This is a genomic window from Sinorhizobium sp. RAC02 (genome assembly GCF_001713395.1).
Classification (GTDB): Bacteria; Pseudomonadota; Alphaproteobacteria; order Rhizobiales; family Rhizobiaceae; genus Shinella.
Genome location: NZ_CP016452.1, coordinates 2,150,262 through 2,164,174 on the forward strand (window position 1 = coordinate 2,150,262; position 13,913 = coordinate 2,164,174).

13 protein-coding genes are annotated in these 13,913 nt (G+C 61.1%); 2 read left to right on the plus strand and 11 right to left on the minus strand.

What is annotated here, in order from left to right; genetic code table 11:
* Positions 1-50 precede the first annotated feature (50 nt).
* The 6 genes from BSY16_RS31000 to BSY16_RS31025 form a co-directional block, all read right to left on the minus strand.
* Positions 51-1,160: a phytanoyl-CoA dioxygenase family protein gene (locus BSY16_RS31000; RefSeq protein WP_069063558.1), complete on the minus strand. Its 1,110-nt coding sequence runs from the start codon at positions 1,158-1,160 to the stop codon at positions 51-53.
* Positions 1,161-1,423: 263 nt separating this feature from the next.
* Entirely contained in the window at positions 1,424-2,398 is a 975-nt protein-coding gene (locus BSY16_RS31005) for an ABC transporter permease (RefSeq protein WP_069063559.1), read from the minus strand.
* Positions 2,398-3,168: an ATP-binding cassette domain-containing protein gene (locus BSY16_RS31010; protein WP_069063560.1), complete on the minus strand. Its 771-nt coding sequence runs from the start codon at positions 3,166-3,168 to the stop codon at positions 2,398-2,400. The genes BSY16_RS31005 and BSY16_RS31010 overlap by 1 nt, the downstream gene beginning before the upstream one ends.
* Before the next feature lie 17 nt (positions 3,169-3,185).
* Positions 3,186-4,142: an ABC transporter permease gene (locus tag BSY16_RS31015; RefSeq protein ID WP_069063561.1), complete on the minus strand. Its 957-nt coding sequence runs from the start codon at positions 4,140-4,142 to the stop codon at positions 3,186-3,188.
* Between the two features lie 98 nt (positions 4,143-4,240).
* Positions 4,241-5,269: a sugar ABC transporter substrate-binding protein gene (locus tag BSY16_RS31020; protein ID WP_069063562.1), complete on the minus strand. Its 1,029-nt coding sequence runs from the start codon at positions 5,267-5,269 to the stop codon at positions 4,241-4,243.
* A 500-nt stretch (positions 5,270-5,769) separates the two neighbouring features.
* Entirely contained in the window at positions 5,770-6,795 is a 1,026-nt protein-coding gene (locus tag BSY16_RS31025; RefSeq protein ID WP_069063563.1) for a LacI family DNA-binding transcriptional regulator, read from the minus strand.
* A 323-nt stretch (positions 6,796-7,118) separates the two neighbouring features.
* Between BSY16_RS31025 and BSY16_RS31030 the strand changes: the two genes are divergently transcribed.
* Together BSY16_RS31030 and BSY16_RS31035 are read left to right on the plus strand one after the other, a co-directional pair.
* Complete coding sequence (locus BSY16_RS31030; protein WP_069063564.1) at positions 7,119-8,132, plus strand: Gfo/Idh/MocA family oxidoreductase; 1,014 nt, start codon at positions 7,119-7,121, stop codon at positions 8,130-8,132.
* 11 nt (positions 8,133-8,143) lie between these two features.
* On the plus strand, positions 8,144-9,103 hold the full coding sequence (locus tag BSY16_RS31035; RefSeq protein WP_069063565.1) for a sugar phosphate isomerase/epimerase family protein: 960 nt from the start codon (positions 8,144-8,146) through the stop codon (positions 9,101-9,103).
* Positions 9,104-9,573: 470 nt separating this feature from the next.
* Here the strand turns inward: BSY16_RS31035 and BSY16_RS31040 are convergent, their stop codons facing one another.
* From BSY16_RS31040 to BSY16_RS31060, 5 genes are read right to left on the minus strand one after another with little or no spacing between them, the layout of a single operon-like run.
* On the minus strand, positions 9,574-10,419 hold the full coding sequence (locus BSY16_RS31040; RefSeq protein WP_069063566.1) for a cupin domain-containing protein: 846 nt from the start codon (positions 10,417-10,419) through the stop codon (positions 9,574-9,576).
* 30 nt (positions 10,420-10,449) lie between these two features.
* Positions 10,450-11,016, minus strand: a complete 567-nt coding sequence (locus tag BSY16_RS31045; RefSeq protein ID WP_069063567.1) for a TetR/AcrR family transcriptional regulator — start codon at positions 11,014-11,016, stop codon at positions 10,450-10,452.
* A gap of 32 nt (positions 11,017-11,048) precedes the next feature.
* Positions 11,049-12,134, minus strand: coding sequence for a Gfo/Idh/MocA family protein (locus tag BSY16_RS31050; RefSeq protein ID WP_069063568.1), 1,086 nt, complete (start codon positions 12,132-12,134; stop codon positions 11,049-11,051).
* A gap of 28 nt (positions 12,135-12,162) precedes the next feature.
* A complete protein-coding gene (locus BSY16_RS31055; RefSeq protein WP_069063569.1) occupies positions 12,163-13,002 on the minus strand; it encodes a carbohydrate ABC transporter permease in 840 nt (279 codons plus the stop codon).
* Position 13,003: 1 nt separating this feature from the next.
* A complete protein-coding gene (locus tag BSY16_RS31060) occupies positions 13,004-13,912 on the minus strand; it encodes a carbohydrate ABC transporter permease (RefSeq protein ID WP_286157298.1) in 909 nt (302 codons plus the stop codon).
* Position 13,913 lies beyond the last annotated feature (1 nt).

Below are 13,913 nucleotides of genomic sequence, written 5' to 3' on the forward strand. Positions count from 1 at the left end.
CGAAATTGGCTTCCTGTTTCCTCCCCGCCCGAAGCCATTGCGGGTAATTTTCAAGCGGCGCGCTTGGCGCCCTGTGCGGCAAGCGCTGCATCGAGCTGTGCCTCGTCCCAACCTTCCACGACGGCCCGGGCGAGCAGCTCCTGCTGGCTTTCCGGTGCGAGACCGCCAAGCGGCGGATCGGTGTCGAGATTGGTCGGGAACGGATAACCGTCCGCGGTCGCTGCAATCACCGCCCGCCGTCCTTCCGGCGAAAGTGCCGCCAGATGCGGATAGACAGCGCGGGCCATGGCGGTGCGGTCGAGATTTTCCATGTGGCGCGCGAAGGCGGATGCCGTCTGGATAAGATTGACCATGCGCACGACATCCGCCGTCCGGTTTTCGCCCGCGGCGTGGAACAGCGCCGGGCTGAAGAAGATGGCGTCACCCTTTTCCAAGGGAAGCTGGACACAATGTTCTTCAAAATAGGCCTGGAATTCCGGGCGCGTGGCGGCGACATAACCCGGCAGATAGCGCTGCGAATGCGGCAAAAGCTTCGTCGTGCCACTCTCGACGGGCATGTCGCAATGGGCGACGCCGCCCTGCAGGATGAGGGTCGGGCCGGTGGAGTGGATGTGGGTCGGATATTCCGCCATCTGCTCTGGCTTCATGAAGCCGAGGTGGTAGTCGCGGTGCGGCGCCTGCGCCTTGCCGCCGGGGCGAACCTGGTTGACCTGCGTGGCGATCTGGTAGCCGGGACCAAGCCAGGCGCGGCAGGCAATGTCGATCACCGGATTGGCCATATAGCGGGCATAGACGGCGGGGTTGCGCAGGCACAGCTTCTGCAGGCTGTTCCAGATACGGTCATTGGCACCGGCCTTGGCAAAGTGGTCACCCGCGGCCGTGCCTGCCGCGCGCTCGTCGGCGATGATCTGGCGAAACACGTCACTGGCCGCGTCGATGGCGCCAGGATCGGTGAAAGCGCGCTTCACCACGAAGAGGCCCGGCCCCTCACCGATGACCGAGGCCCATTCCGGGCCGATGGCATCGTTGACGGACGCGCCGTCATAGATCGGGATGTTCTTCTCGATGGCAATGGCCGTCGGGCACATCGCCTTCGTGGTTTCGGTTTCGACCTCGCGCCGGAACTGCGCAAGATCAATCACCGCTGCAATGTCATTCATGAGATCCTCCTACCGATCTGTATCGACCCCTGCAGACATCAGCACGTGACGCTCTCGCGACGCGCCTGTTGCACGTCGCAAGCCACTGCCGGGATTGAATAATTGCACTTATCCTCAAGGAGCAACATTAATTGCAGATAATGGAATGTCAACACACTTCGCAGCCATGGCGCACGAACGGGAAATCACCCATCAGAAAGACAAAAAAAATCGGCGCCGGTGAGCGGCGCCGATGCGGTCAGACAGGGTGAGAGAAGGTGCCGCTACTTGCGGATCGCCCAGTTCCGGAGCGACTTGTCGCCATAGGCCGCCCCGACGACGATGAGGCCGAGAATGAGAATGAACCATTGCGGCTGAACACCGGTGACGACCAGATAGGACTGAATGGAGGACAGGACGAATGCACCCATCAGGGCTCCGATCAGCGAGATCCGCCCGCCAGCCAGCAGGCAGCCGCCCAGAACACAGGAGGCAATGGCCTGCAACTCCATCAGTCTCCCCATGGATCCATCGGCAAATCCGAGCTTTCCAGCCTCAAGCGCGCCGGCAAAGGCGGCGAGCATACCGCAGATGACGAATGCGGACAGCTTGATGCGCTCGACACGCACACCGCGCGAATGCGCACTGTCCGCCGAGCCGCCGACGGCCAGCAGCCGGTTGCCGAATGGCATAGCCTTCAGGACGACGAAGAGAATAGCAAAGACCGCGATCAACCAGAACAGAGCGGTATTGAAGCCGAGAAAATCGCCCCCGCCAAGAAGAAAGTAGGTCCAGCCGTTTCGCGCTGCATAGGGAATGGAAAACGAAAAGCCGTCCGTCAGCGCGATCGCGACGCCACGAAAGATCATCAGGGTGCCAAGAGTGATGATCAGCGAGGGTGTCTTTGTCCTGGTGATGAGCCAGCCGTTCACATAACCGATAGCCGCGCCAACCACGATCGCAGCCAAAGCGGCAAACACGGGATCGACACGGGCGGCAAGCCAAAGATAGGCGAGCGCACCCATGCCGAAGGTCGAGCCGACCGAAATGTCGATTTCGCCGGTCCCGATCACGATGGCGACACCGAGGCTCATCAGCCCGAGCGTCGCGGTCACCTGCATGATGGTTCCGATATTGTAGAGGTTGGCCCAACGCCCGTCCGAGGTCGATGCGAAAATGACGATCAGGATGGCGCCGATCAGGAAGATGCCGATTTCCGTGTGGCGGCGAATGAGGGGTTTTGCCGCGGAGAGCACCATCAGACCGCCTCCTTCTCGACGACCCGACCGCCCTGGCGGATGACGTCTTCAAGCGCTTCCGCCGACATGCTGTCCGTCGACGCATCCGCAACCTTCTCGCCATTCTCCATGATGACGATGCGATCGGCGAGTTTGTGCACCTGGAAGATATCATGCGTGATGTAGATGACGAGCAGACCCTGCTCCTTCAGCTGCACCGCCAACTCGTTGACATGCTCGCGTTCGCGCACCGACAGGTGGTTCGTCGGCTCGTCCATGATCACGACACGGTTCTTGAACTCGACGGCCCGGCCGATCTTGACCGATTGGCGCTCACCGCCCGACAGCCGTTCCACCTCGTCATCGGCCGAGACGTTCTCGCGAAGGCCGAACTGGCGAATAACGCGGCTGGATTTCTCGCGCATCTTGGCGAAATCGAGAAACGGTATCCCGAGGATGCGTTTGACCGGCTCCCGGCCGAGATAGAAATTCCGCGCGATCGAAAGGTTGTCGCAAAGGCCGACGGACTGCTGGATAGTCTCGATGCCCTGGTCGATGGCGAGCTTCGGGTGAAACTTCTCGACCTTCTTGCCGTCGAAGAAGACCTCGCCTTTCGACGGGGCGTGGATGCCACACAGAACGCGGATCAGCGTGGTCTTGCCGGCACCATTGTCGCCGACCAGGCCGATCAATTCGCCAGCGTTGAAATCGACTGAGACGTTTTTCAGGGCGTGGAAGGCCCCGAAGTAGAGGTCAAGATTCTTGACCTGAATCAGAGGGTGTTGGGTCATTTGAGCGTCCTCCCGCGTCAAACGCTGTGCCCGACAAAGCGGGCAAGCTTCTGATTGAAAATAACCGCCACGATGAGAACGGCGCCGACGAATGTGATGTACCAGGACGATGGTGCGCCGAGCGCGATCAGCTCGTAACGGAAGCTGACAACGATCAAGGCGCCGAGGACGACACCGAGGATCGACCCTCGCCCGCCAGTCAGCAGGCACCCGCCGATCACCGCTGCCGAGATGGCCTCGAGTTCCATGTTCTCGCCGAGCGTCACATGGGTCTGCGGCTGGTTGCACAGCGTCAGGATGCCGGCGAAGCCTGCAAGCAGCGAGCAGAGGACAAAGGCCGCCGTCTTGACGCGGTCGGTGCGAACACCACGCGATTCAGCGCTTTCCCGACTGCCGCCGGTCGCCAGAAGGCGGTTCCCGAAACGGGTGCCCCAGAGCATGATTGCCAGCAGGACGGAAATGATAGCGACCCAGTAGATGGCCGCGGAAATTCCGAAAAGCTCTCCGCCCAGGAGGCGGGTCAGGGCGTGGGTGCGGGCATCGGGGGAGAAATTGTGGACGGATCCGCCCGTCCAGACGTAGATGATGCCGCGCGCCGCAAACAGGCCGCCAAGCGTGACGATCATCGATGGAAGCTCGCCTTTGACGACAGCGGTTCCCTGGATAAATCCGGCCGCCGCCGCAATGAGGAGAGCCACGACCAGAGAGCCGGGCACGCCGAGGGACGGCTCCAGCGTTATGAAGGCCACGCCGGTCAGCCCGTAGATCGACCCGACGGACAGGTCGATCTCCTTTGTCATGATCACGAGGGCCTGCCCCAAGGCCACCAGGGCAAGGATGGCCGTGAACTGCGTGACGTTGGACAGGGTCTGCACCGTCCACCATCCGGAAAAATCGATCACTGTGAAAACGGCCAGCATGGCGATGACGCCGATGGTCGCGCCGAAGCCCTGGCTGCGGACAAGGTACTTCATGGTTCTTGATCCTGCTCGTTGATATGCGCTGCGGGATGCGCAAATGAGGGCAGCCGGCCTGTCGAAAGGCCAGCCGCCCTCGCCCGGGAGGGTACCGGTTACCAGGTGTTCTGTTCGTCGTAGGCCTTGTCGCCGAACACGCCGCGGACCTGCTCGGCCCACTGATCCGCATTATCCTTGTTGATCACGAGCGGACCCGTCAGGATGCTTTGCTGGGGCGCGTATCCGAACTTCTTGTTCCAATACAGCCACTCCATGGGCGCGTAGCCCTGCAGCCAGAAGCCCTGGCTGTTTGTCGCGAGAATATGCCCCGCGCGCACGCCTTCGATCGATACCGGGCCTTCATCGACGGTCAGAACGGTGACGCCCTTGTCGTCGACGTCAGGATCGAGTTTCATCTCGTTTGCCACGCCCCACGCCCAGGGGGACGACCAGCCGGCGACCGTGAAGATATAATTGGTGTCCGGATTGGCCTGCAGGAAGGATTGCAGCGTGTTGCGCGCCGTTGCCGGCTCCGCGCCGATGAAGAGTTCGTCGAACTTGGCGCCCGCCTTCTCCATCACCTCTTTCATGCCGGCGCAGCGCGCCTTGAGACCCTGATGTGCCGAGTCATGGCTTGCGCAGACGACGTGCGTCGGCTTCGGGATTTCGCCGGCCTCGACCTTCGTCAGCGCGTATTCCCCGAGCTTCTTGCCCGTCAGAAACTCGTCGCCGCCGACATAGGTGAGATAGGGAATGCGCTCACCATCGGGCCGACCGTCCGGGATGTTGAAGGCGACAACCGGGATGCCGGCATCAATCGCCTTGCGCAGCGGGCCTTCAAAGGCATCCGAACTGACGATCGGCACGGCAATGCCGTCCGGTTGGGTTGCGATTGCCTGCTCTAGCAAGCGGACATGCTCCTGAACCGAGTAATTGTTCGTGGAAATGTATTCAGTCTTTACGTCCGGATACTTCGCCTCGAACTCCTTGAGGGATGTCGTCAGCCAGTTCATGTTCGGATCGTTGGATCCGATGTGCGAGACCATGACGAAGCGATACTGCTTTTCGCCGTCCTGGGCGTGGGCGACCCCAAGCGCAGCCGACGCCAGAAGAGCAGAATACAGGATGCTTTTTCCAATTCTCATAAGGTTCCTCCTCCTTGAATGGGTAGACGGAGTTATCGATGCGAGCGGGTTGCTCAGTCGTCTTCAGACGGCATCACAAGCAACCTCCACGTCGCCTGCTGAACTCCTAGATGCAACATTAATTGCATTAAATTCATACTGTCAACATTTATTCCAGAGCGGGAGCGAACGCGGCATTGCGTCAGCGTTTGCGGCTATCGTCGGGCCGCCTGAAGACGAGATCGCCTGGGAGGTATTTTCATGGATGGGGAAGAGGATTCACAAGCCTTTCATAGGCCAGATCCTGATCGCCTTCCCATCAAATTGACTCGATGGACTCTAAGAACTCAAATTACTGAAAATATTTGACTTATTCAAAAAATCCGAATGATATGATGCAAACTACATCACCAGCCACGGGGTTTTTGAGGCAAACGCGCCATCAAGGGTAACGTGAAGAGGTAGGACGCCCTAGCGACGACCCGCACGTTCCTTCGATCGGGATAAGAGCACTCACCCGGCTAAAGACCACAATTATACCGCGTATGAACGAGAATCTGCGAGTAACCCGGTTCACTGGTCACGCCATTCAGATTGCTCTTGATCCATCGTGCTGCCGACGCGAGCTCGGCCGCGAAATCATGCGAGATAACGTAGTCCATGACCCCGGCCTCAAGCAGCGCACGGGAATGGTTTGACAATTCATGCCCGACAAACACCGTTTCCCCCACCTTGCCAACCGCCTCCAGCGCCTTTGCGATTCCGCGATTGGCGCCCGCGACGTTGTAGATCGCAGCAGGATGCCCATTCGCCTCGAAATACCGCGTCAGTTGCTCACATGTGCTTTCTGGCCTGTCGTCCGACATCACGCGCTCCTCGATCTTCAGATAGGGGAAATCGGACCGCAGCACGCGCCGAAACCCCATTTCTCGCTCCTGCTGGCAACGAAACGGCACGCTCATGACGATCAGAATGCTGTTGCTGACCTTCGGCAAGGCATTGCCGATCAGCAATGCCGCGACACTTCCGGCGGCGTACTGGTCGTTCCCGACATAGATGCTTCTTCGTGAACTCGGCAGATCCGTCGTGAGGCAGATCTCCGGCCGGCCGAGCGTGCGAAGCTTTCGAATTGCCCGGTTGGTCGCCGGGTGCTCGCGGGCAATGACGACGACCCCATCAGCCTCGCCGCCCTCCTGCTCGACCCGCCGCGCGAAGGCGAGCGGCTCGGCGTCGCTCGTCGTCACATATACCCCCTGTACGTCAATGCCGGCCTGCGTGCGGTTCACTTCCGACACGGCCGCTGCCATGGCCGCATTGAAGGTTTCGCCCGATTCACAGAACAAGCGAATGAGCACCGGGACGTCGCTGTCAGCGCTCTCATGGCGCAGCTTTTCGAGCGCGGCGAGGACCCGCACCCGCGTCTTCTCCCGCACGCCGCAGCGGTTGTTGAGCACCCGGTCGACGGTTGCGGAACCGACCGCGGCGATCCTGGCTATCTCGTGGACCGATGGCCCTTTCCAGGTCCCGGGCTTCGCGGGTTTTGGCATTTTCCCCTCGTTTGCTGATGCGATTCAAATCATGAGATCGAACAACCGCACACTGAATACCTAGCGCCTGAAGCGTTTGCCGTGAATTGCCGCAATGCGAAATTATTGATGTAAAATACATCGGAAAATGCCCGCTACGCTCGTTGAATGATGGCATTTCAATCTCGATAATCCAACCGCCAAGCTGAGGAAGGCATGGTTCCCGGCACGGCGCGATCACGAGGCATCGAACGCTCGTTCCGGTCCGAACCTGCATCGACGTCACGGGACATCGTTCGCCCGCATCCCCACCTGGTCACGCCTTCGAAAACAAGGAACATGGAATGTCTGTCAGAATTGCAATCATCGGTGCGGGCATCATGGGTGCGGACCATGCCCGGATCGTCTCCGAGGATTTGCCCGGAGCAGTGCTGCAGGTCGTCTGCGATGCGTCCGAGGCGCGCGCCCGCGCAATCGCGGAGGATTGTGGCGCGGTCGACATCTCCACCGACCCGCTCCAGGCGATCCGGCGCGGCGACATCGACGCGGTAATCATCGCAAGCCCCGATGAAACCCACGCCCCCCTGTCGCTTGCCGCAATCGAGGTGGGAAAGCCAGTGCTCTGCGAAAAGCCCCTGTCGCAGAATGCAAGCGAATGCCGCGCGGTCATCGCCGCAGAGGTCGCGCGCGGCCGCCGGTTCGTTCAGCTCGGCTTCATGCGCCGTTTCGACCCATCCTATCGGGACATGAAGGCCGCGCTCGCAGACGGCTCGCTCGGCCGGGCGATCTTGATGCACAACACCCACCGGAATGTTGAAGCGCCGGCGAACTTCACCGGCCAGATGGCGATCACCAACTCGGCGCCGCACGAATTCGACGTCGCCCGTTTCATGCTCGACGCCGACTATACCGCCATATCGGTCTTTCAGCCCACCGGTATCGATACGGGGAAAACCCGAGCGCCGGTCTTCATGGTGCTCGAAACCGACAAGGGCCAGCTCGTCAACATCGAGGTCAACAACAACGCGGCCTATGGCTACGACGTACGCGGTGAGCTTGTTGGCGAAAAGGGATCGATTCAGCTCAATGCCCCCGTCCATACGCGCCGCAATAGCGACCTCATGGCATTCGAGAGCTACCCAGCCGATTGGCGCCCGCGCTTTGCGGAAGCCTACCGCCTGCAGAACAAGGCCTTCATCAACTTCGTTCGAACCGGCACGTTCTCCGCAATCGCCTCCGACAGTTGGGACGGCTATTGCGCGACCCTTGTCGCCGAAGCCGGCGTCGAGGCGTTGCGCACAGGCAGACGCATCGGCCTCGCCGCAATGGACAAACCTTCTCTCTACAACGCACGATAGGAAACGCTCCCATGAAACTCGGTTTCGTCTCCGATAGCCTCGGCGGCCTGTCTTTCGACGCCCTTCTCGACAACGCGGCGCGGCTCGGTGTCTCGGGCGTCGAGGTGAACACCGGCGGCTGGTCCACGGCCCCCCACTTCGATCTTCAGGCGATGAAAAGCAGCGCCGACGCGCGACGCCACTTTACCAAGGCCTTCGAGGATCGTGGCTTGGAGATCATCGCGCTCAACGCCAACGGCAACCCGCTACACCCGACCCAGCCGGAGCAAGGGGAATGCCTCAAGGACACGATCCGGCTTGCCGGAGACATGGGCATCAAGACCGTTTGCACCATGTCCGGCCTGCCGGCTGGCCGTGCGGGTGACCTCATGCCGAACTGGATCGTCTCGTCCTGGCCGCCGGAAACGCAGGAGATCCTGCGCTACCAGTGGGAAGAAAAGCTCCTGCCGTTCTGGACGGAGATCGTCGCGCTTGCAAAGGAATGCGGTGTGGAGCGCATCGCGCTCGAACTACACGGCAATCAATATGTCTACAACGTCCCTTCACTCCTGAAGCTGCGGGCGGCCGTCGGCCCGATCGTAGGCGCCAATCTCGACCCGTCCCACCTCTTCTGGATGGGGGCGGATCCACTAGTCGCGGCCGAAGCGCTCGGCGATGCCGTCTTTCATGTCCACGCCAAGGACACGATGCTGAATGCGCCGATCCAGGCGACGACCTCGCTTCTGGAAAACGGCTCGCTGCTAAACATTCCCGCGCGAAGCTGGTCCTATGTCACGCTCGGTTTCGGCCACGGCGAAGCCTGGTGGCGGCAGTTCTGCTATCGCTTGCAGATGGCGGGCTATGACGGCTGGCTCTCGATCGAGCACGAGGACGTGCTGCTCAACAGCGTCGAAGGGCTGGAAAAATCGGTGACGCTCCTCAAGACGGTCATGCCGGTAGCGGCAAGCGATTTCAAACTGCAGGCAATCTGACGGTCACGCCGCCGAAGAAGTGTAGCCCCGAAAGCGCTGCGTCGGAAACAATAGCCTCCTCCGGAGAACCTTTCGGAGGTCTAATAGCGGGTCGCCTCCGGAGAGGTTGCGTTCTCCGGAGATTCCCAATGTTTCTTCAAGACCGCGCTTTCAGATTTACAGGCTTCCGAGACGGGAAAGCTGTACTAGGAGGCAATGAATGATGCTGGGCTTTCGATCGCCAGGATCGCTGCAATGCTTCGCCTCGACCTTCTCAACTCTTCGTCCCGCCACGCTGAAAACGGTTAGCGTTCTCCATCCGCCTCTACCGCTTGCACGCTATGGCGCACTGGAAAGCTGCGACTGAAACGCTCGTTTGGTCTCAGCCACAGCCACCCTCCCTCTCAAACAAGCTCAAACAACGTGATGTGCCCCCAGCGGTGGGACAAGCCCATCATGCCTCTGGTCATTTTTCAGATCGGTGCCCTACCCTAAAAATCCGGTGCGACGCCGAAGACGAATTCGCAGGGTGTGTGGGACATGTTGAAATACTGGTGATCAAAGCCGGCGGGGATGTAGAAGCCGTCGCGGGGATTGAGCTCGAACCAGGCCTGGCCCTCGGCATCCGGGATATGGATGTTGAGCACGCCGGAGACGACATAGAGGCATTCGTCGCCCTTGTGGCGCTCGATAGCCGTGCGCTTGCCACCGAGCACCGTGGTCTTGCCGACCGTCAGTTGGTCCGTCGCGCAGTAGAAGCCGGTGTAGGCGCCCTGCGTTTCGGCATCGAGGCTGAAGAGGATTTCGGAGTCGCGCATCGGATGGATCGTGCGGGCCTTCTCGCGGGCCGCGGCCTCCATCGGCCAGCGCCCGAGAAATTCCTGCTGGATGTAGCGGTTTTCCGAGAGAAGCGGCTTGGTGCGGGCATAGGGACCGGAGGTGCCCTTGGCCGGCGGCGGGGCGAAGAACTCCAGGACGCGCACCTGTTCCTGGCCGAGGTTGAAGCCGTGGTGCCAGGTGTCCTTGCGGAAGAACAAGGCCTCACCCTGCTTGGCGATGCAGACCTCACCCGTCTCGGGATTGGCGAGCCCCAGCGTGCCGCTGATCACGTAAAGCAGTTCGTCCGCGCCGAAGATCGTGCGGAAAGCGTCCGTATGCTTGAAGCAACCGCCCGGCTGCATACCGAAGACGATCTGGTGGATGTTTTCCGTGGAGGCATAGATCCAGTCATCGACGAGGCCGGCATTCTCCTCACCCCAGAGATGGCGCGTGACGCCGGCATAGGGAATGTGGCTCGGCCGGTCGAAAACGGGGCGGGGGGAAGGCTTGTAGCCCATGGAAAACTCCTTCTTTTGAACGATGGAGCGCTAGGGTGTAGCGCGCTCGGGACGGGTGCGGGCGATCAGCCGGTCGATAACGGCCTGTTTCATGGCGGGGTCGAGATGCATGACGTTGAACACCTCGGCCATCCACATGCCCTCGATGGCAAGCCGGATGATCGTCGCGTCGATCGGGTCGAGGCCGTCTTTTTCGACGGCGGCCTGGCACCGGATGTTCTGCTGGTGGACGATTTCGAGAAGATCGGGAAAGTTCGACAGCGCCGCCGTGATGCTGGCGCCGAGCCGGTCGTACTGGTCGCCGGTGCTGGCGGCATCGCCCATGGTCGCCGCCACATAGGCGCGTGTGTAGCGGCCATGCGGCTCTTCGTCCGTCCCTTCGAGCCCGGCGAGGCCAGTCTCGAAGCGGTAGACGAAACGTTCGACCATGGCGCGCACCAGCGCGTCCTTGCTGGCAAAATGGTAGAGGATGCCGCCCTTGCTGAGGCCGGTCACTTCCGCCACCTTGTCGAAGGTGAGCGAGGAGACGCCCTCATTGACGACGATCTCCTCGGCGGCGCTGAGGATGCGCTCCCGGGCGGTGCCACGTTTTGCCATATCGAACCCCGATGCTGTTGCTGGTCTTCCCGCTATAGCGGCGAACTTTCCCGCAGGCGACCGACGATTTCCGCCATCAAAGCAAGATCCTGCCGGGAGTCGTCGAGTGTCGTCTTGGGCGTCGTGCCGCTCACGAGATGCGCGTGGAAGGCGCGCAGCTCGATGGCGAAAGGATCGGTGTAATTCGGCCCGAAGACCCGGGTTTCCGTCTCGGTGTCCGTCGAGTCCGTCACTTCAAGCGAGGTCGGAAGGTTGCGGATATAGGGTGTGTCGTAACCGAAGCTGAGGCGGCGGCGATCGGAGAAGACTTCGATGCGGGCGTCGAAGCGCGCGACATTATCGATCAGCGCCTCGTAGATCGCGGTGAAGTGGCCGTAGTCGAAGAGCGCCACGACCTGCTCGCCATTCTGCTTGTGATGGGCGGCGATGACCCGCTGCGGCAGGCCGATCAGCTCGCGCATGGCCGAGAGGCTGTGTGAGGACAGACCTGTCAGCACCTGGTAGGCGCGCATGAGGCTAGGGGAAGCATCCTTGCCGGCGACGTCGCGCAGCAACGCCTCGGTATCGGCGCGCGACCGGGCGAGGAAACCGGCGTCGATATCGTTCGGGTAGAAGACGTTGCGGGTCTGGCGGATGAAAAACGGGCCCTCGCAGATGAGATCCCGTACGCGTACGTAGCGCAGGTCTTCTTGTGCCGGCATCATCTCCCTGGCCTTCAGGAAGCTCGCCGAATAACGCCGCATATAGGCGACGAAGACGAGCCGGTCTGACTGACGAGCGAGCGGCATCACGTCATCGATCTCGCCAAGCGTCAGGCAGGCGGGTTTTTCGAGGAAGACATGTTTGCCGGCCTTCAGCGTCAGGTCGAGATAGTGGCGGTGCGTCTGGTCGGGCGTCAGGATGAAGACTGCGTCGATATCCGGTGCGGCGACGAGCGCCTCGGCGCTTTCATAGGCCTGCGCGTTGGGATAGCGCCCGGCGCAATAGGCGGTGAGGCTCGGCGAGACATCGAAAACGCCGACGATCTCGAACAGATGACGGTGATCGGCAAGGATCGGCAAGTGCATGAGCTGGCTCACCTCGCCAAGACCGACCAGACCGACACGGACGATACGCATGAAAAGACCTTTCTGCCCCGGACGGGGCCTATCCCTTGACCGCCCCGGCGGTCAGACCGGAGACGATGTATTTCTGGAAGAGCAGCGCCAGCACGATCAGCGGCACCGTGACGATGGTCGACGCGGCCATGATCGCGCCATAGGGGAACTCGTAGCGGCTGGAGCCGGAGATAAGCGCGATCGCCACCGGCACCGTGCGGTTCTCGTCCGTGAGGATGAAGGTGAGCGCGAACAGGAACTCGTTCCACGAGGCGATGAAGGCAAGCAGCCCCGTCGAAATCAGCGCCGGCCCCATCATCGGCAGAAAGATGCAGCGCACGATGCGCAGCGGCGAGCAACCGTCCATGATGGCCGCCTCCTCGATCTGCCGCGGCAGGCTGCGCATGAAGGTCGTCAACACCCAGATGTTGAAGGGCAGCGTGAAGATCATGTAGGCGAAGATCAGCGAGCCGAGCGTATTATAGAGCCCGAGCCAGCGGATCATCTCGAAGAGGCCTGAGAGCAGCGCGATCTGCGGAAACATCGAGACGGCAAGGAAGAGGAACATGATCGGCGAACGTCCGCGGAAATCGATGCGGCCGAGCGCATAGGCGGCCGCGATGGCAAGTCCCAGCGACAGCGCGACGACGGAGGCCGCGACGACGAGCGAGTTCAGCAGGCTGCGCAGGAACACGCCGTCGGACAGGATCGCTGCGTAGTTGTTGAATTTCAGGTCCGGCAGGAAGGTGACGTCGAAGATCGCCTGGCCGGATTTCAGCGAGGACGCGATCATCCAGTAGAAGGGAAACAGCGTATAGAGCGCGACCACGCCGAAGAGCGTGTAGATCGCGAAACGCTGAATACGCCTGTTTGCTGCACTGCGTACCATGTCACACCCCCAGGAGCCTGCGGTTGAGCCGGAAGACGGTCACGTAGACCGCTGTCACCACGGCGATCATTAGGAAGATGGCAGCACTCGCCGCCGAGCCCACGCCCATGTCCTGGAAATTGACCAGCACCTCGCGGGCATAGATCGACACGGTTTTCGTGTCGTCGCTGTTGGAGGACAGAACGAAGCTCAGGTCGAACATGCGCAGCGCATCAAGCAGCCGGAAGAGCACGGCAACGGCGATGCTGGGTGCCAGTAGCGGCAGGGTCAGCGCCGTGAACTGACGCCATTCCGGCACGCCGTCGATGGACGCCGCCTCGTAAAGAGTCTTCGGCAACATCTGCAGGCCGGCGAGGATGAGCAGCACTATGAAGGGCGTGGTGATCCAGACGTCGACCGCGATTATGACCGGCATGACGAGGTCCGGATTGGCCGTCCAGGCAATGCCGTTATCGATGAGGCCCATGAGCTTCAGCACATGGTTGAGGATGCCGAACTGGTCATGCAGCATCCATTGCCACATGCGCGCGCTGACGACGACGGGAATGGACCAGGGAATGAGGATGACGGCGCGCATCAGGCCGCGGCCGGAAATGTGGGCGTTCAACAGAAGGGCGATGGCGAGCCCCAGCACCGTCTCGATCGAGACCGAGATGACGGTGAAATAGAGCGTGTTGCGGACCGACTGCCACCAGAGCGGATCTTCGAACAGGGTGAAATAGTTCTCGAAGCCGACATAGTCGTAAATGTCCGGCTCGGTGAGGAAGGCGTCGGTGAAGGAGAACACGAAGGTTCGGCCAAGCGGCCAGAGCGCGACCGCGAAGAGCACGACGAGGCTCGGCGCGAGGAACAGCCAGGCCGTTCGCGCCCGCATCGCATTGAGGCCGATGCGCATTGCTCCGTTCGCCATG

What these genes read in the sequence shown, in the direction of transcription:
- BSY16_RS31000 (WP_069063558.1), bottom strand. Translation starts at nt 1,160, where the DNA reads ATGAATGACATTGCAGCGGTGATTGATCTTGCGCAGTTCCGGCGCGAG.
- BSY16_RS31005 (WP_069063559.1), bottom strand. Translation starts at nt 2,398, where the DNA reads ATGGTGCTCTCCGCGGCAAAACCCCTCATTCGCCGCCACACGGAAATC.
- BSY16_RS31010 (WP_069063560.1), bottom strand. Translation starts at nt 3,168, where the DNA reads ATGACCCAACACCCTCTGATTCAGGTCAAGAATCTTGACCTCTACTTC.
- BSY16_RS31015 (WP_069063561.1), bottom strand. Translation starts at nt 4,142, where the DNA reads ATGAAGTACCTTGTCCGCAGCCAGGGCTTCGGCGCGACCATCGGCGTC.
- BSY16_RS31020 (WP_069063562.1), bottom strand. Translation starts at nt 5,269, where the DNA reads ATGAGAATTGGAAAAAGCATCCTGTATTCTGCTCTTCTGGCGTCGGCT.
- BSY16_RS31025 (WP_069063563.1), bottom strand. Translation starts at nt 6,795, where the DNA reads ATGCCAAAACCCGCGAAGCCCGGGACCTGGAAAGGGCCATCGGTCCAC.
- BSY16_RS31030 (WP_069063564.1), top strand. Translation starts at nt 7,119, where the DNA reads ATGTCTGTCAGAATTGCAATCATCGGTGCGGGCATCATGGGTGCGGAC.
- BSY16_RS31035 (WP_069063565.1), top strand. Translation starts at nt 8,144, where the DNA reads ATGAAACTCGGTTTCGTCTCCGATAGCCTCGGCGGCCTGTCTTTCGAC.
- BSY16_RS31040 (WP_069063566.1), bottom strand. Translation starts at nt 10,419, where the DNA reads ATGGGCTACAAGCCTTCCCCCCGCCCCGTTTTCGACCGGCCGAGCCAC.
- BSY16_RS31045 (WP_069063567.1), bottom strand. Translation starts at nt 11,016, where the DNA reads ATGGCAAAACGTGGCACCGCCCGGGAGCGCATCCTCAGCGCCGCCGAG.
- BSY16_RS31050 (WP_069063568.1), bottom strand. Translation starts at nt 12,134, where the DNA reads ATGCGTATCGTCCGTGTCGGTCTGGTCGGTCTTGGCGAGGTGAGCCAG.
- BSY16_RS31055 (WP_069063569.1), bottom strand. Translation starts at nt 13,002, where the DNA reads ATGGTACGCAGTGCAGCAAACAGGCGTATTCAGCGTTTCGCGATCTAC.
- BSY16_RS31060 (WP_286157298.1), bottom strand. Translation starts at nt 13,912, where the DNA reads ATGGCGAACGGAGCAATGCGCATCGGCCTCAATGCGATGCGGGCGCGA.